Origin of the sequence: Maribacter flavus (assembly GCF_008386635.1) — a bacterium.
Lineage (GTDB): Bacteria > Bacteroidota > Bacteroidia > Flavobacteriales > Flavobacteriaceae > Maribacter > Maribacter flavus.
The window spans coordinates 2,380,473-2,406,184 of sequence record NZ_VUOE01000001.1; the positions used below are offsets into that span (position 1 = coordinate 2,380,473).

Consider the following 25,712-nt stretch of genomic DNA (forward strand, 5'->3'; position numbering starts at 1 on the left):
TTGATTATTTCTCCTGAATTTCGGACGATATGGATTCTAAGATGTCGTCTATATACCCCATCAGTGGCGAATAATGGTTGTCTTCCGTTGCATGACAGGTCACTATAAATAGAAGCAGCTTATTTTCGAACTCCTGTGAGGACAGCACCCCTAAATTACTGACCCTCTCACCGTCTGGAGATGTCTTAAGGCTTGTTAAGACGCCAGTTTGTTGCAGTACGGTCTTGATGCTATACTGGTCCGTTCTAAAAATATCGAGGAGGTTTTCGCGTTCATGGCGCAAATCCTCTTCCTGTCTGGAAATATCCTCCATGGTGGCGATCCAGTTTGTGAGCATGATTCTTAAATCAGGATTGGAAATATTCTTCAGGTTTCCGGAGTTGATAATTTCCAATAACAAGGAATTGTTCGGGTTAAAGGCAACATCCGAAATGAACGTATTTAATAGCAATTGGGATAAATCCTCTTCTAGGGGTAGGGAGTCCTTTTGGTTCATCAGCCCTATTATTTTTTCGGCACTTTCTATATTCGCCCTGTTCACGGCTATGAGTTCAGTCAATTTGTTCTTACTAATATTGAATTCTTCCTGTAGTCCCAAGAGATAGGTTTGCTCATTTTTGGCGTCAATGTTCCGCTGGTTTCGGTTGTTTATGGCAAGGGCAATCAGGATTCCAATGACCACCAGGACAATCTCTCCCAAGGCATATGCTAAATACCGACCCACTTTTTTTTCGGCCAATAGTTTTTGTCTTGTTCTTCTAAAGAATTTTATCATATACTCCTATTTTTTCCCTCTTGGGAGGGGAGGTTTTTAAAGTAGTTTTAAAGGAAACAAATAAAAGTTTGTTCATAATAAAAATTCCTGCTTAACCTGTTCCACTTTCACCAAGGACAAGGACACATCCTTTCCGCGTAAGGTAACCTCGCCAATTTCCGTTACAACAAAATTTCCGTCAATATTCAGTTTTTTGATCAGACTATCGGAAACAAGGAAATCGGTTTTAAAGGTGTTGCAGGCGGATTGTATTCTGGCCGTAGTGTTCAAAACATCCCCAGAGAAGACAATTTCCTTTTTTAACGCCCCAATTTCCCCGGTCGTGACCTCCCCAAAATGCATTCCTCCCTTAAATTTGGGTGCAAATCCGTAGGTTTTCAGGAAAAAATCGGACTTATGTCGCAAGGCATTTTTCATTTCGAAAAAAGTATGCAGACAGTTGTTGTTCTGTAAGCCGACATTGAATTCCCAAGTGATGACGATTTCGTCGCCAATGTACTGATAAACGTCCCCACCAAATTGTATAATGGCATCTTCAAGGGATTTGTAGTAATCCCTTAAAAATAAAAAGTACATTTTGGTCCCCAACTGTTCCGCTATGGCGGTGGAGTCTTTCATATCGGTAAATAGGAAAATACGATGCTCTTCCTTGGGTCGATGATATTTGCCTATGATGAAGTTTCGTAGGACACTATGCCCCAAATTATCACTTATTTCGGTATAAATTAAGGAAAAAAATAAAGAGGCCGATAGTTGGACCATGGTACTCATATGTACTGTGCTGACCAAAAAATCCAAATAACGTTGCCAAATTTCACCTGAAAATAGTGGAATCCGTAATTCGATACTGGAGGCAATAGGATACAGAACCATCATTATTGCGGAAAAAAGCACCAGATAAAAGACAAGTTTGAACAAGACCTTTTTGTAAAAGGTTTTTTTGATAAATAACTTGTTCAAGAAGGTCAGTTCCAGATATCCAACAAAACAACCGACCAAGAAAACCGCTACGGTCGCAAATAGGAAAACTTGAAAATTTAAACTAATGGCTTCTTTTTGAGTGATACCTGCTCCAAGAACCGCAGTTTGTTCAATGAACATGAAGAGCAACCCCAAAAGGGTCCAAATGATACCAAATGATAGAATTTTGCTAAATTTTCGTTTGGTTTTGTGAGAAAGCAAATCGGGTAATTTAGGAGGTGTTTGGTAAAACTGTTATCCCTTTCAATTTAATGATTCTTTCCGAATAGTGAATACTCCATTTTGTGATTTAAGGATTAGTATCGTTCGTACCAATGGTCAACACCACATTGCCCTTTTTGCCGCCCTGGTCTACATAGTGGTGGGCTGCCACCACTTGGTCCATGGGAAACACCTTGTCTATCGTTGCATCATAGCAGCCGTTTTCAAATAGTTCCCTAAGTATTTCCAGTTGCCTTTTTGATTCTGATGCCACTTCCAAACCTTCAACGGTCTTGAACACCCCATCTTCTTTGAGTAGGGATTTGCATTGTTTTTTCGAAGCCTTGCCCACGGCATCGAAGACGATATCGTACTTGGATCGATGTTCTTCGAATTGCCCTTGATCATAAAAAAGAACATTGGTAATACCGAGTCTTTCCATAAGTTTGGAACCTCTGGTGCTACACACCGCCGTAATGTGGGCATTATGTGATTTTGCGATTTGAACGGCCGCTGCACCTACGGAACCCGTGGTTCCATATATTAGTACTTTTACATTCGGTTTCTTCGCGATGCCCCCTTTCTCCAAAAAATAAATGGCAGATTGCCCGCCAAAAACAATGGCAGCGGACTCTTCATGCGTCGCATTCATCGGGGCCAAGGTTATATTGTCTTTTTCACTGATGGCGATATACTCGGCATTGGTTCCAAACATTAATCCAGTCATTCCAAAGACGTTATCGCCTACCTTGAAATCACTGACGTTTGTGCCAATATGTTCTATGATTCCTGAAAAAACCGTCCCCAGAATCGGTTTTCTGGGTTTGTTGAAACCAAGGACCAGACGCATGACCAACTTCATAAGACCATCAACTTTAAGACCCCGTATCCTTACATCGGCGGAATTAACGGTAGTTGCCATTATTTTGACCAATACTTCGTTTTTCTTTGGGATCGGCTTGGCAAGGGTCGAGATTTTCAGAACCTCAGGTGGGCCATATTTAGGGCAGATTATTGCTTTCATCATTCTGTCTTTTTTGTTTATACACGTATTTTTGGGCTTCCTTTTTAAAATAATGATTTTACGATCCGCACAAGTTTATAAAGGCAAAAACACAGGAATGTTAAGACCAACCCTACCAAAATAGGAAGTATGCCACCAAAAGTGAAAAGCATGCCAAGAACAAAACCCAGTAGATATTCCGGTCGATGAAGTGGTATGAAGAATGCAATGGGCAGAGGCAATAGAATGTAAAATGGGAGAATTTCATCTAAATTCAATTCCCATAATATGGATGCTATAAGCCCAAATACGTATGCGGCAATAAACCTACTGATAATGGTTTTTTCGAGTTCTGGATTTTGTCGCTGTCGTTTATGGATTAGGGAGAAGGAAATCCATGTTAAAGCGGGAATGGTCAATAATCCCCACCAATTGGAAATTCCTGGCATGTCTTCCCTTGCAAGTAGATGGTGTGTGATCACACCACCATTCAGGTGTTCCCATAGCAAACATAAAGAAGTAAAAATCAGTGCTCCAAGAATTATCTTGGACTTGTTTTTTCTTGTGAATATCATGATTGTTCGATTGGTTGATTGATGAATGTAATTGATGATTGGACGCACACTAAACCCTTTTGTTACATTTTTTAAAAACCTATGACATAGTTTTAGCTTCCATAAGAAACCTAGTTCTTTTTAAAAGTGATTTTAAATCAGTCTCGAACTATCGCAAACCATAGATTTTCAATATCCACATAAAAAAAGACCCTGCTGTAAAAACAAGGTCTTTTCCTAACAATCAACTAACTAAACAACCTATTTCTTTTGCGCTCTATGCTGACGTTCTTTTCCTTTTGCATGTTTTCCCCTTTTCGCACGCATTTTTTCCCATTTGGCATATTGTGTGTCATCAAGGATCGCTTTCATTTCCTTCTTATGGGCAATCTGGTTATCCAGACGTTCGTTTTGTAGGGCGAACTTTTCATCGTCTGATAAAGATTCCCCGCTTTCCCTTTGGGCTTTGTGGGCTTCCATCTTGGCCTTTCTCTCCGCTGCATTTTTTGTGAACATTTCCTGTAGCTTGGATTGTTGATCTGCTGTAAGGTCCAAGGCCAAGGTCATTCTTTTGGTCTGCAAGGTTGCCATTTGCTCTGGAGTGAAATCGGCCATGTGTCTCCTGCCTTCTTTTCTGTTTTTCTCCTGTGCCATTGCGGTAATGCCCGTCAATAAAAGGGCTACCAATACTAATTTTCTCATCACGTAAATTTTATGGGTTTTAGTATTAAGACCTAAAGGAGTGGCAAAGGTTTAAACGGGAGGAGGCATTTAAGAGGAATTTAACTACATGGGTCCAGATCGGGCATAAAAAAAGCGCGACCGGAAAAGTCGCGCTTTAATAGTATTTTGAGGTGTTCTTATTGTACTGCTTCTGTTGCCATATTTTCGGTAAACGGTTCTACAACGATATCCGCTTTGGCCATTTCTGCATTTTTTGGGAGCAATTGACTGGATTCCCCGTTGATCTGAAAATGATAGAATACGGCTGCAATGATAAAACAACTTAGGTAGATTAGGCTTTTGATTTTATTATTCATGATTTGGGGGTTTTAATAATTTTGATCTAAACTATAAAATAGTAACGTACGAAAAAGCCCATTGTTGTGAAACGGGCTTTTTTTGATGTCAAATTATGTCTAAATGTTGTAAAACGAATAATTTCGTCGGATTTTTTGGTATTTCGTCGATGAAAGCGAAAACCCAATGTTTTATTTAGGGTCCAAAATGTGGTCAATTCGCTCTTCCACATCCTGTAGATGATACCTGCTCATTCTATCGGAAGTCCTGCCAATGGCATTTCTTACATCCCTTTTTAATTGATTCAATTCTGCCCTGGCCACGGAACGAATGTCCGACTGACTCATATTCACCGCGGTCGATTTTCTATAGCCGCCAAAGTCCGGTAGTTTTTTCTGGTCTTCCGCGGTCATCAAATAGGCCAAACGATCCACATAGGCTTTTTGAAGGTTTCTTCGGTACGTATCGATTTTTCTTCCGGAGGACAATTCGGACCAAATTCCCTTCCTTAAATCGTCCATCATTTCCACCAAAGTATAGGCCTCGGTACCGTTGGCCACCTCGTTTTCGACCAAACGCGCCATTTTACCAAGACTCATGATATTGTTCAAGGTACGCTCCTGAATGGAACGGATACGCTCCACAAAACCGGAATATTGGATTCTCCCAAAAATATCCTGATCCAATAACCATTCCGGGGTTTGGAACAGTTGTTCCTGGAGAAACTCCATACAATTTTCCTGATGTTCGGCATCTACATGCGTGTACACGGCACCTTCCTGATCATAGGTTTTATGGTATTCATAGACCCCTCCTATATTGTTCGAGACATGGCCCATATAGCGGTTGTACTGGGCAACGACCTGTCCGTAGAGGGTTTCAAGGTCATCGTAGTTTTTACCGTCTTCCTGGGTCCATTCGATCAATTTGGGAACGATTCTTTGCAAATTGGCAATGCCATATTCGCTTGCCTTTATGGCATTATCGCCCAAATCTTCCGTTTGGGAGCTTGGGTCTACGATGTCGCCCACCTGTTGATGCCCAAATCGGTACAGTGGGTCACCCGCATGCTCTAAAATCCATTGGTCCAAGATGGGTTTTTCTTCTGTTGCTGATTTATCCAAAATGGGCCTGTATCCCCATTTAATGGCATATTTGTCATATACACCGATGTCCGGCATCAAAGCAACGCCCTCATCACCTGGTTGGGCGATGTAATTAAAACGGGCATAGTCCATAATCGAAGGGGCCGTACCAAATTTTTTAGTGAAACTTGCCGAGCGTAATGAATCTACCGGATAGGCAACACTACTACCCATATTGTGTGGCAAACCTAATGTATGACCCACTTCATGCGAAGAGACAAAACGGATCAACCTGCCCATCACTTCCTCATCAAACTGCACTCCTTGTGCGGACGGATTTATTGCCGCTGTCTGTACAAAGAACCAGTTGCGTAAAAGGCTCATGACGTTGTGGTACCAGTTGATGTCCGATTCCAATATTTCTCCACTTCGAGGATCGCTCACGTGTGGGCCATTGGCATTTGGTATGGGAGATGCCAAGTATCGGACCACGGAATAACGAACATCCTCCGGGGACCATTCCGGATCCTCTTCCGGAGTTGGAGGGTCCTTGGCAATGATGGCATTTTTAAATCCTGCTTCTTCAAAGGCCACTTGCCAATCTTCGATACCTTGCTTTATGTACGGCACCCATTGTTTTGGCGTTGCCCTATCCACATAATAGACAATTTGCTTTTTAGGTTCTACCAGTTCCCCGTTTTTGAACTTTTCCAAATCCTCATCTTTCACTTCCAGTCTCCATCGGTCCAAAAAGGTAATCGTTTTGCTTTCTTGGGCATCCAGGCCATAATCCACCTGGCCCCTGGCGAACCATCCCACCCTTCGGTCAAAATAGCGTCTTTTCATTGGTTCCTTTGGTAAGAGTACCATGGAATTGTTGATTTCTATCGATATGGATCCCAGGCTACCATTACTGGGCGGTTCCCCGGCCAAATAGGTCTTTACATGCCTGGCCTCTACGTTCAAGGGATAACTTTTTATGCTTTCAATAAAGCTCCGGCCATCATCCAAACGTGAAACCTTGTATCGTTTTCGGTAGGTTTCCGGCATTCCAAAGGCCTTGGTGTCCTTAGTGAATATATCATCCACTTCAATGACCGTAGCCGGACTCAGCGAATCCTTTTTAAAGGCCTTGATGTCAAATGCGTAAAGGACCGGCTCAAAATTTGAATTTACGACGGCTTCATGTACCGGAAGGGAGTCGGCCGCGACGACATCGTGGGATACAACGCGTAGTAGTACTTTCTTGTCCTTTTTCTCCCATCTTAGGACCTGGGTATTTATCTTTCCGCCACCAAAACCTATTTCCGAAGCTGTTTTTGAAATGCGGCTCACCATCAACATTTCCCTATTGAAGAGTGAATCTGGGATTTCATAGTAATGCTTGTCGTCAACTATATGGACATTGAAGAGCCCTGCATCGGTTTTCGCCTCCTTGGTGATGACTTTGTCATACGGTTGGATTTTGTCCTTATTGGGTTTTTCCGCAGCGGTTTCGGTCTTCTTTTTTTTCTTTTTGAAAATTTGGGCTTCGGTAGTTTGGAAACTTAATAAACATACTATCGCTAGTAGCGGGAAGAGTAATTTTTTATGCATCTATTTTTTTGAATTTGGTCAATTTTTCAAAGAACCGAAAAATTATTTTAACGACTTGTTAACGAAATCATAAGCCGAATACCAATTCAACATTCAATCCCATCAGATAAAAAGTTTCTTTTCTCGCCTTACTTCAAAATAATAAAGTTCCGCAATTACGGCTGCGCAACCTTTTTCTTTTTCGTAATCCAAGAAAACAATTCATTTTCTTTAGATGGTTTTGAAAATTGAATTAGTATAAATTGTAACATTCTGGTTTTTTCAGCGTCTGTTATGTAGGAATATCATTTTTACCCGAATAGCAATCGGGACTGAATTAGTTAGGTATAAAGCCTCTGCGCCAGCAGAGGCTTTATCTTTTTGTGGTGTTCTACAGGTCTATGCACCACTTTATGATGCAAATCAGAAAAGTAAAGGGAGGATAAATTGGAACATTCCTATTAAAAGTACCACAGCAAGCAGATTTAGCATCACGCCTGCCTTTGCCATTTCATGCACTTTAATATAGCCACTGGCAAAAACAATGGCATTGGGAGGCGTGGCCATGGGGAGCATGAAAGCGCAACTGCTCGCTATGGTAATGGGTATCAATAAATGTACGATAGGTATTCCCAAGCCAAGGGCAATGCCCGCAACCACAGGTGCCAAGACGGCAACAAGGGCTACGTTGCTCATCAGTTCCGTCATGAACAACATCAAAAATATCAATAGGGCGGCAGTAAAGAGTGCACTGATCTCACTTTCGGCGATGGTTCCCGCTACAAGGTCCACAATCCCCGTAACGGACATGGCCTCCGCCAGGGCCAATCCCCCACCAAATAGTATGAGTATGCCCCAAGCCAGTTTCTGGGTATCCTTCCATTCCAAAATGAAATCGCCTTTTCTCACATTGAAGGGGATCGCAAAAAGTGAAATAGCGGCGAACATACTGATCATGGCATCGGACAGGCCTAAAAATGGAAAAATGGAATTGATGACGGTCCTAAAAACCCAAAGGAAAACCGTAATGCCAAAAATGACCAAAACCATTTTTTCCTTTGCCGAAGTAGGCCCCAGTTTTTTCAGTTCCTGATCAATAATGCTTTTGGAGGCATTGAATTTCAGGGCCCCATTGGGGAACATGAATTTTACCAAAGCCAAATAGCAAAGGGTTATCATAATCACCGAAAAGGGTAGCCCGATGACCATCCATTTCAAAAAAGATATTTCAATATGGTATTCATTTTCCAACAACCCGATGAGTACCGAATTGGGTGGGGTTCCAATGACCGTGGCTATGCCGCCTGCATTTGCGGAGAATGCAATACCCAACATCACGCTTAGGGCAAAATTGCGGTCGCTTTTTGTAAATCCGTCGGCATCATCTATCAATAGTTGTATAACGGACATGGCAATGGGCAACATGACCACGGTAGTGGCCGTATTGCTAATCCACATGCTCAAGGTGGCCGTGGCGATCATAAAACCTAAAATGACTTTGTTGGGTGTGGTTCCCGTGATACGGATGATGGAAAGAGCAATGCGTTTATGAAGGTTTACTTTTTCCAGGGCCAGGGCCATGACGAATCCCCCAAAAAATAGGAATACGATCGGACTCCCGTAATTGGCGCCAACATCCTCCATGGGTATGATTTTAAGGATAGGGAACAATAACAATGGGAGTAGTGCCGTGACGGATATGGAAACCGCTTCGGTAATCCACCACACGATCATCCAAAGGGCTACGGCTATTACAGCATCCGCCCGTTCTGAAATCAAAATAACGGGAAGGTTGATCAGAAGTAGAAAAAGTAGGGGGCCTAGAAAAAGCCCCCATTTTTTGCTTAGTCCCATGGGTTTTCTCAAGTTGGGTCTAAACTATGATTTTTTATGTGAATTATTAAGAATAATTGTTCCGAAGAATTTACATTATAAAATAAAAACTCTTATTCAAAAAGAGAAACTAAGAGTGTATCGTTTTCCTTTTGGACCTTCGCCAATTTTTGACTTGTCAAACCCTTGATTCCCTTGTCCCATGCCTTGTTGCTTAACCCGGATTGGGTCTTTAGGCTATCCAGGGACATACTTTTTTCCTTTTTAAGGATATCGTAAATGGCCTTTTCATTATCGGAAAGTTGAACGGCTTTTTTCTCCGGCCGCATCTGTGGAAAGAACAGTACTTCTTGTATGGAGGAATTATTGGTCATCAACATGACCAACCGATCAATACCAATTCCAATACCTGAAGTAGGGGGCATTCCGTACTCCAAGGCCCTTAGAAAATCCTGGTCAATGAACATCGCCTCATCGTCCCCTTTTTCAGAGAGTCGCAATTGATCTTCAAAGCGTTCGCGCTGATCAATAGGATCGTTCAGCTCAGAATAGGCATTGGCCAATTCCTTACCGTTTACCATCAGCTCAAAACGCTCCGTAAGTCTAGGATTTGTTCTATGCTCCTTGGTCAACGGGCTCATTTCCTTGGGATAATCCGTAATAAAAGTGGGCTGTATATAGTGGTGCTCACATTTTTCGCCAAAAATCTCATCGATCAATTTACCAACACCCATGGTGTCATCCACTTCAATGCCCATTTTTTTGGCAGTTTCCCTCAATTCGTTCTCCTCCATTTGGGAAACATCGACTCCTGTATGGATTTTTATCGCTTCCAAAATAGGCACTCTGGGATACGGCGCCTTAAATTCGATTTCGTGATTACCCACTGTAACTTTTGTGGACCCATTGGCATCCATGGCTACTTTTTCCAGCAATTGCTCCGTGGTATCCATCATCCAATTGTAATCCTTGTAGGCCACATACAATTCCATCACGGTAAATTCCGGATTGTGCGTACGGTCCATACCCTCGTTCCTAAAATCCTTGGAAAACTCGTACACTCCATCAAAGCCACCAACGATCAATCGCTTTAAATACAATTCGTTGGCAATACGTAAATATAACGGTATGTTCAGCGCATTGTGGTGGGTCAAAAATGGCCTTGCGGCCGCACCGCCCGGGATAGGTTGTAAAATGGGCGTTTCCACCTCCAAATACCCTCGATTGTTATAAAACTCCCGAATGCTGTTGGTAATCTTTGTCCGTTTAATGAAGGTTTCCTTCACTTTGGGATTTACGACCAAATCCACATAGCGCTGGCGGTAGCGCAATTCGGGGTCATTGAATTCGTCGAACACCTTTCCTTCGGAATCCTGTTTTGGAAGGGGAAGGGGTCTCAGGGCCTTGCTTAACATTTTAAAGTTCTTGACCATGACTGTTTTCTCGCCCACTTGGGTGGTAAACAGTTCCCCTTCTATACCAATGATATCACCTATGTCCAACAGTTTCTTGTAAACCTCGTTGTATAGGGTCTTGTCCTCCCCGGTACAAATTTCATCCCTGTTGAAGTAGACCTGTATGCGACCTTCACTGTCCTGAATTTCGGCAAAGGAAGCTTTTCCCTGTATCCGTCGCGACATCAATCTACCCGCAATGGTCACCTTTTTGCTTTCCTCATAATCATTTTTGATTTCCTTGGATGTGGTGTCAACAGGATATAACTCGGCGGGATATGGATTGATGCCCAATTCCCTTAATTTCCCCAATTTCTCTCTTCGAATGACCTCTTGTTCGGATAATTGCATTTCGATTTATTTAAAGGCGCAAATATAGGTAAGAATGCGCTAATCTTTAAAACGTTCCTCCACCAAAGGCAGGATGCGATCTACAAATTTACTATATGCCTCCCCGGAGGGATGAAGACCGTCACTGGCCACAAGTTGGGGCTGCTCCAAGCCCATTCTGGTAATATCCGTAATTTCAACAAAGCGGACCTTGTTTTCAATTGCAATGGACCTTGCAAACTCGTTATACATATCAATTTCCCTTGATATTTTATCCACGTCCCTAGATTGGCCAAATGGGGTAAACGCATAATCCGGGATGGAGATGACCAACACCTTTTCGGCATCACCTTCCACAAAGTCAAGGGCAGTGATTAAAAGTTCTGGAAATTCCTTTTCATATTGTTCAAAAGGTTTGCCTTGGTATTGATTGTTGACGCCTATCAAGAGGGTGACCAGATCTTGAGGTTTGTCTATTCTTGTATTCGAAATACCGTTTTGAAGGTCATCTGTTCTCCAACCGGTTCTCGCAATTATCTTTGTTTCGACACTCGTATTTAATTCACTTTCAAGTCTTTCTGATAGTTGCATAGGAAAGCTTTGATTTGACGCAACACTTTCTCCAACCGTATAACTATCGCCCAAAGCCAAATATTTGAATTCTTTTTGATACTCTGAACGCATTTCTTCGGAGCGAGTAAGAAATTCATTCTCGCTCGATGTGCAATTGAAAAATAATAGAATGAGCGCTATAATCTTGAAAGTATTCATTTTGCTAATTTGTATTTTTAATATACTAGTTACGAAATATTTGGGTTATGGTTTCACTTAAATCGGAATCAAATATTTAAATTTCATAGGTTTCATCCTTTTTGATACCAAAGGATGGGTACGCGATCGTAACAATTCCGATAATTTAACAACTAATAGGTACATCAATCAAAAATCAAAAAGTAAAATGAGTTTAATTAGGGTTTTTTTGGCCATTCTTTTTCCACCCTTGGCCGTTCTGGGAAAGGGTTGCGGATCCTTTTTAATAGTGCTTTTATTAACTTTTTGTGGCTGGGTACCTGGGGTTATCGCTGCATTGGTTATCTTAAACAATCCAAACTAAAACTTTCTTTATATGGGAGCAAGAAGGGTATTGTGGTCAGTTATGTTAATGGTCCTGTTCGTTGCCTGTAATTTTACCGAAGAAATTTATTTCAATGCGGACGGCTCCGGGAAAATGAGTATCGGTTTTGATGGAAGCGAAATGATGTCCATGTTACCCGATAACGATAGCCTAAAAATGGAGGAGGTTATGGACTCCACGATCGTTTTCAAGGACCTTTTGCGTGAAAAACGTGATAGTATTGCCCAATTGCCCTTGGAAGAACAGGAAAAATTGAAAAAATTGGAACCTTTTAGCATACACATGCTCGTGGACGGTCCTAATGGTACTATGAATTTTGAGATGTTTTCGGATTTTAAGAATATATCCGATGTCAACAATGCATTCAACGCCTTTCAGATGGCAAGTAAAATTGGTCCTTCCTCTGCAGACCAGCCCATTCCCCAAAATTCCGCCGAAGATCCCACCCAGGTTTCCTACTCCTTTTCCGGGGACCGTTTTGTTCGAGAAGCTAAAATAAAGGATCAGGAATTGTTCCAAAAGAGCCTGGATAGCCTACAAGGCACTGAAATGTTTTTGAGCGGTTCCACCTATACCTTTAAATATCATTTTCCGAAAAGAGTAAAATCTACCAATGTGGAGGACGCCACTTTTTCCATGGATGGGAAGACCCTAATTTATGAGGTGAACTTTTTGGACATGCTCAAGGATCCAGAGTCCATCAATATTGAAGTGGAACTGGAAAAGTAGGCAGGAACCTTTTCCTATTCGTATCTTTGCACCATGAACAAAACCGTTTTTTTGGAGGACTTGGGGGTCAAGGATTATAAGGAGACCTGGGACTATCAGGAACTTTTGTTTCAGCAAATATTGGATTTGAAAATCAGAAACAGGAGGGAGGAGACTGCTTTGGAAACCCCCAACCATCTTATTTTTGTGGAGCATCCACATGTTTATACCCTAGGCAAAAGTGGGGATATCCAAAACCTGTTGGTAAACGAGGATGAGCTTAGTGCAAAAGGTGCCAAATTTTATAAAATCAATAGGGGCGGGGATATCACTTATCACGGGCCTGGCCAGATCGTAGGTTACCCCATTCTTGATTTGGATAATTTCTTTACCGATATTCACAAATACCTAAGACTTCTTGAGGAGATGGTCATTCTCACTTTGGCGGAGTATGGTTTGAAGGCCGAACGTTCCAAAGGTGAAACAGGGGTATGGTTGGATGTTGGAACGCCCTTCGCCCGAAAAATCTGTGCCATGGGCGTTCGTGCCAGTAGGTGGGTGACCATGCATGGGTTTGCTCTAAATGTGAATGCGGACCTAGGCTATTTTGATTTGATGATTCCCTGTGGGATAAAGGATAAGGCAGTAACCTCTTTGAACGTTGAATTGGGAAAAGCAACCGTGGATATGGATGAGGTAAAGGAAAAGCTGTTAAAACACTTTGCAGAGCTTTTTCAGGCGCAGATAAAGCAAAAAACCGAGGTATAGACGTCGGTTTTTTTATGCTATTCACAAAATTTATTTACTGTATTTGGTCAGCTCCATACGGCTCATAAGCTTGCCGTTTTTACCGTAGGATTCCTGTTTTATCATGCCCACACCTTCTGAAATCCAAACCTTATTACTCATTTCCACATTGGCCATCATTACTTTGGATTTACTTTTTTCGGTAATCAAATAGCAATCAAAGGTACCTGCGGGCGTGGTAACGGATTCCATTTTCTCCACTTTTCGGTCAAAGGTATCCACGTTGATTTTCATCTTCATGGCACCCATATCCATGGTAACGCTTAGGTTTGCATCATCAAGCGTTTGCCCAGCGGAAAGATCATTGGGTATTTCAATATCCGTACCCGTAATCTCCATGTCCATACCCATATCCTCGTATTGTTTTTTCATTTCGGAGGGGAATAGACTTTCATAATCTATTTTGACACCGTTACCGGTACAGGTGATATTATAATCAGATTCCAGAACATTTTTTCCTTTGTCATCAGTATAAGTAAGTTTCATGGTCGCCGTGGTATTTCCGCCATCATTTTCTACGTTGGAAACAACATAGTCCGTGACACCTTCTACCTTATCCTTTTTGTCGTACATGGTGTATTGAAAGGTACTGCCCTCTTCCATGGGATAGTATTTACTACAGGCATTTTGGCCCAATGTCAGTGAAGTGCCATAAAGGAAGGTAAGGCAAAAAAGAAACTTGATTTTCATTTTATTTTAGTGTTTAAAGTTTAATAAATTCTACTCTTCTGTTCTGTGATTTTCCATCACTGGTGCTATTGTCTCCTACGGGTTCGGATTCTCCCTTGCCATCTGTGGATAGCCTACCGGCATCCACACCGTATACGGAAACAAGGGCACTTTTTACGGCCTCGGCACGGTTTTTTGAAAGTTTCATGTTCGTATCTTCGGCGCCATCGCTGTCCGTGTGCCCCACTATTTTAAGATTGATGCTGGAGTCTTGTTCCAATACCTGGAATATTTGCCGAATGACGCCCATGGACTCCGGTTTTAATTGATCTGACCCAGAATTAAAGAGTATGGCATTGGTGGATATTTTTCCTTCGGACAATAACTTCCTTCTTAAATCCTCTCCGCCTTTGGCAACTTTCAGATTTCCAATGAAAATTCGGTCTTTACCGTCTTTAAGACCTTCTGGTTCAAAACGAATAAAATTGAGAACCCCGCCTGGGGCGACCAGTTTGGGAACATCCACGTACTTGGTCTCGTTGACCCATAATCTGAACCGTTGCCCATTGACCGCAATTGAAATATGAGGTTTGTTCAGGACAGCTTTTCTTATATCACTTTGAACGTTATTATTGATTAGAGTCTCTTTGTTGATCTTGTTCCAAATCCTAATGTCAATATCTGCATACTGTGCAAAGGGTATTTTGACGTTGACCGCATTATTTCCTGCCCTGTAATAATCATACGTTTTTTCATCCTCAAGGTTTATGTTAAGTATTGCAGTGCTTGAGGTTTGGTCATCCAATCCAAGGGTCAATATGTCAAATTCAATTGTGTAATCTTCAGGAAGGTTGGATATGTTGGGAAAGTAGACACTACTTGATTTTACTTCAAACCATTTTTCGTTTGAACTGCCAATTGTAACTACTTCGCCTGTTCCGTTGGTATCCCATTTTGATGGAAAGTCGCCCACAAAGTCATTGGCAAAGTCATCAAAGAACAGTTGCACATCTCCGGGAACATAATCGAACTTACTGTATACCTCCAGACTCTTTGGCCCTTCCGAGCTAGCCATTGGGGCGTTTTCTGAGCTATTACCATTTTTAGAAGTACTTTCTTCTGGTTTCCTGCTAGTTGGAACAGGGGTATTACCTCCTTTCTTAGATCCCGGTTCCAGGATACTGTCCAGTGCCTGGTCCGTTTTTTCGGTTGCCTCCCTGTCGACCCTCCTTTCAACGGCCCTTTCTGCTGCCCGCTCTGCCGTTTTTCCCAACTTTTTAAGAAATTGAGCGTTGGACGAAGTGGCACAAAATAATAAAATGCCTGTCACCAAAACCAACTTTTGGGACAAATTCATGATTTTCATAATAGTGTTATTTGTTATTATTCAGCAATTTCCTCGTGATAAAACATCCCACGAAAATTAAGGTAAAAGCATTAAAAACGCAACAGCAATTGTATGTCTGGTCACTAAAAAAGTACGGACTTGTTTGAAACCTGTATTACTGTATTTTGTAAACAACAAGGGAGTTGTCCTGGTCCTTAAGTACCAATTCCGCCTTGTTGTCGTTGTCCATATCTGCCATATCAATAGTGGAAGCTCCGTATATGGGAAAGCCGGTTATGGCTTCGGCCTGACTATCGAACAAATAAGTCCTTAAATTTTGGATGTCCGTAACCGAAACATAAATCTTATCGTTCAAATAGAAAATAGTTGGTTTGGTGTAGACCCCCAGGTCCAACGTCACTTCTTTTCCCCTTATGGACAGTAAATTATCGTTCATGAGGACCAAGGTCCTGGAAGTCGCGTCCATACCATGGTCTGTATTTAGTTGTAAGTCCGACTTCTGTATTCTTCCCTGAGCATCGATTTCGTAGATAAGTCCTTCGGTGGAGGTCACAACAAATTTGTTCTGATGAACTTTTACGTCGTTGTCAGAAAAGGCTATGTTTTCCGATACTTTTACCCGCTCCCGTCCCACTCGGTCCAAAATTTTTAAATTGCCATTTGCCAACTTGAACACCAAATAATCTTTTGTCCCTATTACAAAGTGTTGTGGTGTCCCAAGTATGTTGCCTTCCGCTTTGGAATATTTAAATCCGCTGACGATTTTCCCTTCATTATTGTACATGAACACCTTGTTACCTTGTGTGACTACAAAACGATAGTTCCTATTGTTGGCGTAATCAAAAACCGCCAATGGGTTGAGGTTGCCCCCATCATATTTAAAGGTGAAAGGCGCTACTTCCTTTCCGTTCCTATCAATGATGTAAAACCGATTATTGGTGGTGAATGCCAATTGGTACTTGCCGTTCCTGTAAATGTCCACTTCGTGGATTTTTCCCTGGATCGCACTTCCCAGTTCTTTTCTCCAAATAATAGTCCCTTTATTATTGATTAAATAAAGTACGTTGTCCTGGTCCTGCACAACGATATCCTTTCTATTGGTTCTGTGGTTCGTGAAAAACTGGGGATTCAGAAAAATATCGGAGTCCAGTTGTGTCTTGAACATTTCCACGGCGCCCGATGTATTCCCGGAAGCATTTACTTTCTTTATAAAATAATTTGTGTGAAGAAAACCGGCATCGGCGACCACTTGGGAGCCATATAAATAATCGTCCCAATCGATGTTATTTAAGAGGTGGGCTAGGCTACCTAGCCTTGTTTGCTCTAGATTCTTCTCGAGACCTTTACCGCTCGCCACCGATAAAAGGGTAGATTCATCCGTAATATGGTCTTGGATATTTTGGAACAATAAGGATTTGTCAAAGGTCTGTCCAGATTTATTAGCGTTTATAAACCTTTCCAAGGTTTCCTGGGACGCGGAAAAAACAAATGTATTTTCTAGAACATTGGCAAAAATGGGGTCAAAACCTTGTACCAACGGATGGAAACTTTGCAGTAGAAGGCTATCTTTTTTTAACTCCTTGATCTCACTGCCCTGATATTCCAAAGAGTTCGTTTGTAACCGATTTATATAATCCAAAATATTGGCGGTACCATACGTATTCAAAAGAATAACTTTTTCATCGCCCATTTGACTGATTCCTATTTCCTCCACAGCAGAAAAGATGGAATCCCTTTCTCCGCTATCATCAAAAAAACGTTTTTGGTTCTTGCTGAAAGTTTTGTAATCCGTAAACGTATAGGAAATATAGGAGTCCGTCCCGTTGGGAGCCAATAGCTTCGTTTTATTGGATCTCGGGCTGGTCCGGGAGAAGAGCCCAAGGTAATTTTTTAGGGAGTCGTTCACAACGGCGATACCATTAAGTGAAAGGGCATCGTTGTTTAGGGATATATCCAAGGAAAGCCAATCGGAATAGTTGTTATCCAGCGTGTCATTTTTGCTTCCCAATGCCATATTGAAGAGATTTCGGGCGTTTTTAACATCGATCCATATTTGTGCCGATTTTGTTGGATTTGGCATTGCATCGAATTTAAGGAATTGATGTTTTATAGGTTTTTGATTTTCGATTTGTTTCCAAACCGCTTCCAAGGCGGCTTGGGAAGATGCCACAACTTCCTTTTTCTGAAGAACCGATGCATAGAAAATGCATCCATCCATCTCATATTTCTTGTAGTTAAAGTCCCCTTTGGCAATATTTTCCACTCTTTTGTTGAGGGTGCCATCCAAAGAAATTTGTGGAACGCTATCAAATGGGATGTATACAAAATCCAAAGGTTTGTCCTTGGCTTCCATGAGGCCTAGATACCCTCCCATTGGGGAATTGACATAATTTAAAGGGTTGAATCTGTTCGCCAACACACCTATTTCTTGGGTATCTTGAATACGCTTAAGTATTTCGTTTTCTTTTACTTCGGATAGGAAGACATCCAAATCATTGATCTTTAGGATAACGGGGACATTCTCTGGAATAAGTGCCAAAGAGGTAGCATTGTTATCCAATTCGGTAGCACAATTGATCAATAAAATGGAACTTAGGATTGCAAGCAGTAGCCTTACCTTCATGAAATGCCTTTTGGCAAATTTAGGGTTTTTAAAGATCAAGCGTAAGTTGTTCCGGTAAGAGCCTAAAACTTTTTCTATGGTATTTGGTCACTCCAAATTCCCTAATGGCAGCCCTATGCTCTTTTGTTGGATACCCTTTGTTCTGTTTCCAGTTATACATTGGAAATTCCTGGTGTATTTTATCCATATAGTCGTCCCTGTAGGTCTTTGCCAAAATCGATGCCGCGGCGATGTTCATATACTTGGAATCCCCTTTTATGATACAGGTATGTGGGATATTTTCATAAGGTTTGAACCTATTACCGTCTACACTTATATGCGGTGGTATCACTCTTAGTTGGCCGATGGCTTTGTGCATGGCTAAGATGGAGGCGTTCAGAATATTGATTTCATCTATTTTTTTGGGGTGGATATGGGCAACACCGTAGGCCAGGCTTTGTGCTTTAATGATAGGCCTTAAAAGTTCCCTATTCTTACCCGATAAAAGCTTGGAGTCGTTCAATAATGTATTGACAAAACCCTCAGGCAAAATCACCGATGCCGCCGTTACTGGTCCGGCCAAACAACCCCGTCCCGCCTCATCAGCTCCACATTCGTTAAAAAAAAGATAAAAATTTTCCAATAATTAATATTTCGTTAACAAAACTAGTTGTTTTATTAGAATAATTTAAAGGTTAAATATTTGGTATTTCATTGTTAAAAAGTGCAAAAGTTATAAAAATATGACAATTTTGCCTCTCAATTTTAACAGTTTTAGTTTTTGAGTTAAGAATCACTTTGGAATAGTTCCTTTTTTTAAAGAGTTTTGGCGTCTGCTAATTCAAAAACTAAATCTATGAAACAGAAGTTTAAATGGATGCTTTTGCCATTACTGGTTTTAAGCATAACATTTTCCTATGCACAGGAAAAAAATATCACGGGAACCGTGACCGATCAAACAGGGCTACCCTTGCCGGGGGTATCCGTAGTTGAAGTGGGAACGACCAATGGTACCCAAACAGATTTTGATGGAAACTATTCCATTACTATCGAAGAAGGTAATGAGCTTAGATTTTCCTATATCGGTCAAAAAACAGTAACAAGGGTTGTTGGTGCAGGAAATACCATTGATGTAAAAATGCAAGAGGATGCCCAGGCGTTGGAAGAGGTTGTTGTAACAGGTCAAGGTTCTGGTATTGCTCGAAGAAAACTATCTACTACGGTAGATGCTTTGGATTCAGAGGATATTGACAAATTACCGGCAAATCAAATTGACCAAATTCTTCAGTCTACTACACCTAGTGCTCAAGTTCGTTTGAGTTCCGGACAGCCAGGAACATCGGCAATTATTAGGACTAGGGGTCCAATTTCAGCTGCTACATCTGCGACACCTGTAATTATTGTCGATGGTGTACGTGTTGATAATCTAAACTCTAATCCTCAATTGGGTATTGCTACTGGTGGGGCAAACGTTTCTGCTTTGGCTGATATTCCAGTAGAGTCAATTGAAAGAATTGAATATATTAAAGGTGGTGCTGCTACAACTTTATATGGAGCGGATGCGGCAAATGGTATTATTCAAATTATTACGAAAAAAGGTAAAGACGGAAAAAGTTCAGCATATTTTGAAAGCAACGTAGGTGTAATTAAAGCTACTACAGATTTTCTCCGTTACGATAGAACGGCAGAGGCGATTTTTGAACCAGGTTGGTCACAAGAGTATCGTGTGGGCTTAAATGGAGGTTCGGAAAAGTTTTCCTATAACTTTGGAGGTAGTCTTTATAAAGACGATAGTTTTAACGATATCAATGAGCAAATCAGAAGAACTTTTACTTTTGGTCTTACAGCCAAGGTTACCGATAAATTAAGATATCAAGGTTCTTTTTCTTTTGTGAATTTTGAATCAAACCTTGATTATAATGCAAATACGAGTTTCTCGAGATTTTCCAACTTAGAGGGCTCGGCACGTGGAGCCACAGACGAATTTACGGATGAGGAATGGCAAGGCGAATTGGCCAGAGTCAGAAATATTGGTCGATTAGTGGATATCACTAATACAACAAACCGTATAACTGCTTCCAACAAATTCATCTATGATATTGATGATGCACTTCAAGTAAATGCTACTATTGGTATTGACAATAGAAATACCGTACAGGAAGAGTTATTGAGTAATGAGTTACAAGTGGCACTGGGGTCTATTGCAGAGGGTACAACGGACCAAGGAGCTTTGACACGGGTATTAAGGTCTGCCTTTACTTTAACAACTGATGTAAATATTACCCATAGAGCGAATACGGAGAATTTTTCATTCGTTTCTATTTTGGGAGGTCAATTTTTTAGGACTTCAGATAGACAAAATAGGTTGAATGGTTCAGGAGGTGTTGATGGAACACGTTCTTTGAATAATTTCTCAGAGCAAACATTTTCTGATTTTGTTTTGGAAAATGCCAATTACGGTCTTTACTTTTTAGAGAACATTGGTATTTATGATGTTGCCTTTTTAGAGTTTGGTGGTCGATTGGACCAAAATACCGCTTCAGGAGCCAATACCGATCCCTTATTGCTGCCTAAAATTGGTTTAACTTATAACTTTAGTGACCATGATTTCTATATAAATTCTGGCTTTAAGGATATTCTTTCTACTATTAAGTTGAGGGCAAATTACGGTGAAGCTACTAATTTTGCACAACCTTTCTCTCAGGATAGAACGTTTGCCCAAAATCCTTTTTTAGGTGGTCCTTCATTTACGTTTGATAACCAAGGAAATGATGAATTGGTTTCAGAACGTGTTAAGACCACGGAATTTGGAGTGGAACTTGGTTTTTTTAGTAATCGATTGTTCTTAAGCGGTACAAGATATATAGGAATTACCGAAGATGCCTTGTTTACCCCACAGGATCCACCATCTTCAGGTCAAGCCAATCAAATTCAAAATATTGGTGAGGTTGAGAACAAAGGTTATGAGTTTGCTTTAACAGCTACCCCTATTCAAACTGAAAAACATAACTTAAGTATTAACTTATCGTATAATACAAATGAAAACCTAGTTACGGATTCTGGTGGTGCACCTGCATTTGTAGTTGGTGGATTTACAGTTTTAGGTTCTGTTGTTGAAGAAGGTCAAAGTCTGGGTTATTTAAGAGGTACTGCAGCTGTATTGCAGGACGACGGGACCTATGCTTTTGAGCCCAACACGGCCTTGGGGGATACTTTTGCCCCAAATTTTGGTTCAATGGGCATAAATTATACATGGGGAGACTTTAACCTTTTTGCTACTGCTGATTATCAGTTTGGTGGACAAATTACAGATTTGTCTTTCTTGTTAAGACACTTGAGAGGCACGGATAATACTGGAATTCCCGAGGAATTAATTGGAACTACTTCTCCATTTAATTACGTAAACTTCTTTGTATTTGACAATGATTTCTTGAAGGTTAGAAACATTGGGGCATCCTATAATTTGGGAGACATTGCCAAGCCTTTATTCAGTAATATACGTTTGGGTATTAACGTTACAAATCCATTCAACTGGACTGCTGGTTCTTTTGATCCAGAAACTACAGGGTCTGGTATTACAGCTCAGAATGGTTTTGCAAGTGGTGGCTTCGCCTATGGTACTGAATCGGCTCCAAGAACATATATTGCCTCCATGAGGTTTGAATTTTAAAAATAGATGAGAAAGATGAAAAAACTTATAATATTTTTTACGGCTGCCTTAATATTTGGCTGTACTGGTGATTTTGGGGACGTTGTTGACTTCAAGGAAGTGGAAAACCCCAATCTTTCTGAAGCTTCGGTTGTGGGACAACCAAACTCGGCCACAATATGGCTTTCTGGTCTTGAAAGGCAATTGGCTCTAGTTTTTCAAGAAACCTTGATTTTAGCTGAATTAGGTTCTGATAATTATGTGAATACACAAACATTCTTCAACCAATTTATGGATGGATTGGCAATTCAAATTACCGATCCAGATATGAGGGATACTCAACGTGATATTCAAAGATTAAGAGAATTAGCTATTTTTGGTATCAATGAGGTTGGTCCTGGTGATCCAAATTATGATGCGGAGACTGAGGCAGAATTCAATTACTTTGAGGGTCTGGCCTATTTGTTTTCTGGAATGTATTTTTCCGCTCTTCCAGCTGAACCTGTAGGTGTACCCGTCACGTCTGAGCAGCATTATTTAAATGCAATATCCGCTTTTGATACCGCCATTGCTATTAATGCTAAGCCGGAATATCATTTAGCAAAAGCACGGGCAAATTACTATTTAGGAAATCAATCGGGTGCTGTTACTGCTGCCACGGCGGCGCTGGCCTTGGATAATTCCTTTGATAGAACTGTAAGGTTCGATGAATCTAATGGACCGAGTAATACATTTGAAGATGCATTGTATGAAAGGGCAACTTTTGATGATTTACAACCGCTTCCAACTTTGGATTTTTTAGATCCGAAATATTCTTTTTTGAGTCCAAATGAAGATGCACCCGTACATTATATGAAAGCGGAAGAGGCATATCTTATTCTGGCTGAAGCGGCTTTAGCGGATAATGATATCGCATCTGCAAGAACTAATTTAACTTCATTGTTGGATTTGATTGCAACAAGAGAGGTACGTAGTATTGATGACTCAATTGAGCAGAGAAGTCAGGTGGATGAAGGATCTAGGCCCGATGATTCCTCAATCGTTGTTAATGGTAGGTCTGGACTGGTGTTAAGCCGTCAGGATGGCAATGTTGATATTCCATCCGTATCCGGAACCTCTTTAACGGCAGATGACATTGCGGCTATGCAAGATGATGATGCAGGATTAGAACTTCTTTATAGGACACGTCAGGAGGTCTTTATCGCAGAAGGAATCAGATTAGTAGATATGGGAGTAAAATTAGTCATTGATGAAAATGAAATTTTGCTTAACGAAAACATCAATGAAGGTGATCCTGGAACGGTTGCTGTAATTCCTTCTTTTATAGCGGCTGTAGTTAGTGATTTGGATGCCATTAATTATGAGCCTGGCTCGAGTGTTGCAACAACTGTCATTGATTTAAATGAAGTTTTAGTAGCAAACAAAAGTTCCGATCAGGTAGTTCCTTTTGAATAAAGGAAAATAACTTTTTGGAAAAGCCCCATGAAATGGGGCTTTTTTATTGCCCAAAACTTTCACATTTAGTTAGGAACAAAAAAATTAACTTTGTGCCTGATATAAGTACGCATGAAGTATTTCCTCATAGTATTCTTTGGCTGTCTTACCTTTTCCCTACGTGCCCAACAAGAGGATAGCACCGTAAAAGTCAAGGATTCTATTTCCCAAACCGATTCCCTTTCGGTAAAAAAAAAGGAAAAGCCCCTGCCGAAGGAAAAACCCAACAGGGATAGCATCAATGAAATTACCATAAAGAACTATAAAATCATATCCTTTGCAAGGGACACGACCTTTTTGGATACCACCTTGACAATTCAAAAGGAGTACAAATACAACTATTTAAGAAGGGATGATTTTGAGTTGATGTCGTTTTCCAATATCGGGCAAACATACAACAGCCTCGGGTTGGATTTTGACAGGGCCACCATGTATCCAAACCTGGGCGCCAAGGCAAAACATTTTAACTATTGGGAGGTGGAGGATATACATTATTATAATGTAGCCACTCCCATGACCGATATCCTGTTTAAGACAACCTTGGAACAGGGGCAGTTATTGGATGCCATGCTTACCTTCAATACTTCCAGAAGATTAAATTTCTCCATTGGCTACAAAGGACATCGCTCCTTGGGCAAATACAATTCCAATCAGATTCGTTCCGGTAATTTTACCACCACAACAAATTACCAATCTAGGAACGGAAGGTATACTTTGAGGGCGCATATTGCCGCACAGGATATCAAATCCCAAGAAAACGGTGGGCTTTTGGAAAAGGAGCTCCAGTTTGAGGCCGGTGATCCAGAATTTCGTGATAGGCCAAAAGTTGACGTTCGGTTTGACGATGCCGATAACGTCGTACTCGGTAAGCGCTATTATTTGGAACACGCCTATAAATTGATCCGAAGGATCAGGGATTCCAGCTATGTGGAAAAGACTTCCTTGTCCTTGGGCCACACTTTTGGATATGAGACCAAATACTACCAGTTTTTGCATACCTCTGGGGATGCCTATTTTGGAGATCTTATCCTGACACCGGTAAATGACAAGGCCAATTTAAAGACAGCTTACAACCAGTTGAGCCTTGAATTTTATAATAGGACGTTGGGCAGGTTACAGGGCAATGTGAACATTTTCCATTACAACTATTTTTTTAACAGTGTTTTTTTTACCGAAAGCGGACAGGAAATCGGCAGTCGACTTAATGGAACGGAATTGGCCTTGGGTGCCGATTATGAAAAGACAATCGGTGGTTTCGAACTCGAAGGTGCATTCAGGTACAATCTATCTGGTGAATTATCGGGTAATATTCTGGATGCTTCGGCGGGCTACAGATTGAACGATAAGAATCGGTTCAAAGTTCATTTGCATTCATCTTCTAGGATGCCCGATTTTAATTTTCTTTTGTATCAAAGCGAATACCTTAATTATAACTGGCAGAATACGGCCAGTTTTAAAAAGGAAAGGGTCAATAGTTTGGAAGCAAGCTTTGATTCGGAATTGATAGGAAGTTTATCGGCCAAATACACAAACTTGGACAATTACGCATATTTCGCAGCAGACCCCCTATTAGAAATGATGGAAGGAGCGGAGCAAGCTACCATCAGGCCCTTTCAGGAAGACACGGGCATTTCCTATATAAAGCTAAAGTATACCAAGGAATTTAGGCTTGGCAAATTTGCATTGAATAATACGGTCATGTATCAAACGGTATCCCAGGAATCCAACGTCCTCAACCTTCCCCAATTGGTTACCAGGAACAGTCTCTATTTTTCCTCAGATGTTTTCAAGAAGGCCATGTATTTGCAAACCGGCATCACCTTGAAGTATTTTTCAAAATATACCATGAACGGTTATAACCCTGTTCTAGGCGAATTTTTTGTTCAGGATACCGAGGAGCTCGGTGGTTTTCCGTTATTGGATTTCTTTATAAATGCCCGGATCCAGCAGACCAGGATATTTTTAAAGGCCGAACATTTCAATTCATCCTTTAGTGGATACAATTTTTACGCGGCACCAAATTATCCCTATCGCGATTTTGTGATCCGATTTGGCCTCGTTTGGAACTTCTTTTCATAAAAAACGACAATTTTAAGTAGCTCTTAGATAGGTACTTGACTTTTTTTCAGTTTTGAGGCCTTTTCAATAGCTATTTGATATACAGTGCCTTACTGTTTTTGGCCATTGTTTTGAAAATTATTTCCAATTTAAATGATTGAATAATAGATACTTAAAAAATAAAATAAAAATTTTTCACTTTTTTTTGCTTTAGCTATTGCAGAAACGAAAACGGTGCGTATATTTGCACCCGCTTAGTGAGGCACTGGGCGATGAAGGGGTCGGGCGACCGGCACTTTTATTAATTGGTTCATTGAAATATTGTGGAGAGAATCGCGTCCTTTTAAGGGGGTGCGATGGTAGAGAATATAAAGAATTAGATCGAGAGAATCGGGGCCGGGGAGTCATATTTCGGAGGTCGTTGGGACGAG

20 protein-coding genes are annotated in these 25,712 nt (G+C 40.9%); 6 read left to right on the plus strand and 14 right to left on the minus strand.

Annotated elements, in window-relative coordinates:
• Nucleotides 1-4 precede the first annotated feature (4 nt).
• The 10 genes from F0361_RS10235 to F0361_RS10280 form a co-directional block, all read right to left on the minus strand.
• Nucleotides 5-775, minus strand: coding sequence for a DUF6090 family protein (locus F0361_RS10235; protein WP_154918435.1), 771 nt, complete (start codon nucleotides 773-775; stop codon nucleotides 5-7).
• Between the two features lie 72 nt (nucleotides 776-847).
• Nucleotides 848-1,957, minus strand: a complete 1,110-nt coding sequence (locus F0361_RS10240) for an adenylate/guanylate cyclase domain-containing protein (RefSeq protein WP_154918436.1) — start codon at nucleotides 1,955-1,957, stop codon at nucleotides 848-850.
• Nucleotides 1,958-2,045: 88 nt separating this feature from the next.
• Nucleotides 2,046-2,984: an NAD(P)-dependent alcohol dehydrogenase gene (locus F0361_RS10245; protein WP_246160854.1), complete on the minus strand. Its 939-nt coding sequence runs from the start codon at nucleotides 2,982-2,984 to the stop codon at nucleotides 2,046-2,048.
• Nucleotides 2,985-3,025: 41 nt separating this feature from the next.
• Nucleotides 3,026-3,535, minus strand: coding sequence for a hypothetical protein (locus tag F0361_RS10250; protein WP_154918437.1), 510 nt, complete (start codon nucleotides 3,533-3,535; stop codon nucleotides 3,026-3,028).
• Between the two features lie 240 nt (nucleotides 3,536-3,775).
• Nucleotides 3,776-4,216, minus strand: a complete 441-nt coding sequence (locus tag F0361_RS10255) for a hypothetical protein (protein WP_154918438.1) — start codon at nucleotides 4,214-4,216, stop codon at nucleotides 3,776-3,778.
• A gap of 158 nt (nucleotides 4,217-4,374) precedes the next feature.
• Nucleotides 4,375-4,554: a hypothetical protein gene (locus F0361_RS10260; RefSeq protein ID WP_154918439.1), complete on the minus strand. Its 180-nt coding sequence runs from the start codon at nucleotides 4,552-4,554 to the stop codon at nucleotides 4,375-4,377.
• A gap of 171 nt (nucleotides 4,555-4,725) precedes the next feature.
• Complete coding sequence (locus F0361_RS10265; RefSeq protein WP_154918440.1) at nucleotides 4,726-7,215, minus strand: zinc-dependent metalloprotease; 2,490 nt, start codon at nucleotides 7,213-7,215, stop codon at nucleotides 4,726-4,728.
• A 402-nt stretch (nucleotides 7,216-7,617) separates the two neighbouring features.
• A complete protein-coding gene (locus F0361_RS10270) occupies nucleotides 7,618-9,048 on the minus strand; it encodes an SLC13 family permease (protein ID WP_154918441.1) in 1,431 nt (476 codons plus the stop codon).
• 92 nt (nucleotides 9,049-9,140) lie between these two features.
• Nucleotides 9,141-10,832, minus strand: coding sequence for a lysine--tRNA ligase (gene lysS / locus F0361_RS10275; protein ID WP_154918442.1), 1,692 nt, complete (start codon nucleotides 10,830-10,832; stop codon nucleotides 9,141-9,143).
• A gap of 39 nt (nucleotides 10,833-10,871) precedes the next feature.
• Nucleotides 10,872-11,582, minus strand: a complete 711-nt coding sequence (locus F0361_RS10280) for an SGNH/GDSL hydrolase family protein (protein WP_154918443.1) — start codon at nucleotides 11,580-11,582, stop codon at nucleotides 10,872-10,874.
• A 187-nt stretch (nucleotides 11,583-11,769) separates the two neighbouring features.
• On the opposite strand from F0361_RS10280, the gene F0361_RS10285 reads away from it, so the two are divergent.
• From F0361_RS10285 to lipB, 3 genes are read left to right on the plus strand one after another with little or no spacing between them, the layout of a single operon-like run.
• Nucleotides 11,770-11,925: a YqaE/Pmp3 family membrane protein gene (locus tag F0361_RS10285; protein WP_154918444.1), complete on the plus strand. Its 156-nt coding sequence runs from the start codon at nucleotides 11,770-11,772 to the stop codon at nucleotides 11,923-11,925.
• Between the two features lie 12 nt (nucleotides 11,926-11,937).
• A complete protein-coding gene (locus F0361_RS10290) occupies nucleotides 11,938-12,675 on the plus strand; it encodes a hypothetical protein (protein WP_246160855.1) in 738 nt (245 codons plus the stop codon).
• Nucleotides 12,676-12,708: 33 nt separating this feature from the next.
• Nucleotides 12,709-13,422 carry a lipoyl(octanoyl) transferase LipB gene (gene lipB, locus F0361_RS10295; protein ID WP_154918445.1) on the plus strand — a complete coding sequence of 238 codons (714 nt, stop codon included), beginning with the start codon at nucleotides 12,709-12,711 and terminating at the stop codon, nucleotides 13,420-13,422.
• Between the two features lie 30 nt (nucleotides 13,423-13,452).
• Here the strand turns inward: lipB and F0361_RS10300 are convergent, their stop codons facing one another.
• From F0361_RS10300 to F0361_RS10315, 4 genes are all read right to left on the minus strand, one after another.
• A complete protein-coding gene (locus F0361_RS10300; protein ID WP_154918446.1) occupies nucleotides 13,453-14,151 on the minus strand; it encodes a TapB family protein in 699 nt (232 codons plus the stop codon).
• A 13-nt stretch (nucleotides 14,152-14,164) separates the two neighbouring features.
• Nucleotides 14,165-15,496: an OmpA family protein gene (locus F0361_RS10305; RefSeq protein ID WP_154918447.1), complete on the minus strand. Its 1,332-nt coding sequence runs from the start codon at nucleotides 15,494-15,496 to the stop codon at nucleotides 14,165-14,167.
• 136 nt (nucleotides 15,497-15,632) lie between these two features.
• Entirely contained in the window at nucleotides 15,633-18,101 is a 2,469-nt protein-coding gene (locus F0361_RS10310; RefSeq protein ID WP_154918448.1) for a ribonuclease HII, read from the minus strand.
• A 28-nt stretch (nucleotides 18,102-18,129) separates the two neighbouring features.
• The gene (locus tag F0361_RS10315; RefSeq protein ID WP_154918449.1) at nucleotides 18,130-18,723 is read right to left on the minus strand and encodes a ribonuclease HII; all 594 of its coding nucleotides are present in this window, start codon (nucleotides 18,721-18,723) and stop codon (nucleotides 18,130-18,132) included.
• Nucleotides 18,724-18,936: 213 nt separating this feature from the next.
• Between F0361_RS10315 and F0361_RS10320 the strand changes: the two genes are divergently transcribed.
• The 3 genes from F0361_RS10320 to F0361_RS10330 all read left to right on the plus strand — a co-directional run bounded on the left by F0361_RS10320 (nucleotide 18,937) and on the right by F0361_RS10330 (nucleotide 25,302).
• Nucleotides 18,937-21,750: a TonB-dependent receptor domain-containing protein gene (locus tag F0361_RS10320; RefSeq protein WP_154918450.1), complete on the plus strand. Its 2,814-nt coding sequence runs from the start codon at nucleotides 18,937-18,939 to the stop codon at nucleotides 21,748-21,750.
• Between the two features lie 6 nt (nucleotides 21,751-21,756).
• A complete protein-coding gene (locus F0361_RS10325) occupies nucleotides 21,757-23,184 on the plus strand; it encodes a hypothetical protein (protein ID WP_154918451.1) in 1,428 nt (475 codons plus the stop codon).
• Between the two features lie 111 nt (nucleotides 23,185-23,295).
• Complete coding sequence (locus F0361_RS10330) at nucleotides 23,296-25,302, plus strand: putative porin (protein ID WP_154918452.1); 2,007 nt, start codon at nucleotides 23,296-23,298, stop codon at nucleotides 25,300-25,302.
• The last annotated feature ends 410 nt before the right edge of the window (nucleotides 25,303-25,712 follow it).

Excerpts from the sequence above, each read along its gene's own strand:
- F0361_RS10280 (WP_154918443.1), bottom strand. The coding sequence starts at position 11,582 with ATGAATACTTTCAAGATTATAGCGCTCATTCTATTATTTTTCAATTGC.
- F0361_RS10250 (WP_154918437.1), bottom strand. The coding sequence starts at position 3,535 with ATGATATTCACAAGAAAAAACAAGTCCAAGATAATTCTTGGAGCACTG.
- F0361_RS10300 (WP_154918446.1), bottom strand. The coding sequence starts at position 14,151 with ATGAAAATCAAGTTTCTTTTTTGCCTTACCTTCCTTTATGGCACTTCA.
- F0361_RS10290 (WP_246160855.1), top strand. The coding sequence starts at position 11,938 with ATGGGAGCAAGAAGGGTATTGTGGTCAGTTATGTTAATGGTCCTGTTC.
- F0361_RS10325 (WP_154918451.1), top strand. The coding sequence starts at position 21,757 with ATGAGAAAGATGAAAAAACTTATAATATTTTTTACGGCTGCCTTAATA.
- F0361_RS10330 (WP_154918452.1), top strand. The coding sequence starts at position 23,296 with ATGAAGTATTTCCTCATAGTATTCTTTGGCTGTCTTACCTTTTCCCTA.
- F0361_RS10235 (WP_154918435.1), bottom strand. The coding sequence starts at position 775 with ATGATAAAATTCTTTAGAAGAACAAGACAAAAACTATTGGCCGAAAAA.
- F0361_RS10260 (WP_154918439.1), bottom strand. The coding sequence starts at position 4,554 with ATGAATAATAAAATCAAAAGCCTAATCTACCTAAGTTGTTTTATCATT.
- lysS (WP_154918442.1), bottom strand. The coding sequence starts at position 10,832 with ATGCAATTATCCGAACAAGAGGTCATTCGAAGAGAGAAATTGGGGAAA.
- F0361_RS10245 (WP_246160854.1), bottom strand. The coding sequence starts at position 2,984 with ATGATGAAAGCAATAATCTGCCCTAAATATGGCCCACCTGAGGTTCTG.
- F0361_RS10320 (WP_154918450.1), top strand. The coding sequence starts at position 18,937 with ATGAAACAGAAGTTTAAATGGATGCTTTTGCCATTACTGGTTTTAAGC.
- F0361_RS10255 (WP_154918438.1), bottom strand. The coding sequence starts at position 4,216 with ATGAGAAAATTAGTATTGGTAGCCCTTTTATTGACGGGCATTACCGCA.
- F0361_RS10270 (WP_154918441.1), bottom strand. The coding sequence starts at position 9,048 with ATGGGACTAAGCAAAAAATGGGGGCTTTTTCTAGGCCCCCTACTTTTT.
- F0361_RS10305 (WP_154918447.1), bottom strand. The coding sequence starts at position 15,496 with ATGAAAATCATGAATTTGTCCCAAAAGTTGGTTTTGGTGACAGGCATT.
- F0361_RS10265 (WP_154918440.1), bottom strand. The coding sequence starts at position 7,215 with ATGCATAAAAAATTACTCTTCCCGCTACTAGCGATAGTATGTTTATTA.
- lipB (WP_154918445.1), top strand. The coding sequence starts at position 12,709 with ATGAACAAAACCGTTTTTTTGGAGGACTTGGGGGTCAAGGATTATAAG.
- F0361_RS10285 (WP_154918444.1), top strand. The coding sequence starts at position 11,770 with ATGAGTTTAATTAGGGTTTTTTTGGCCATTCTTTTTCCACCCTTGGCC.
- F0361_RS10310 (WP_154918448.1), bottom strand. The coding sequence starts at position 18,101 with ATGAAGGTAAGGCTACTGCTTGCAATCCTAAGTTCCATTTTATTGATC.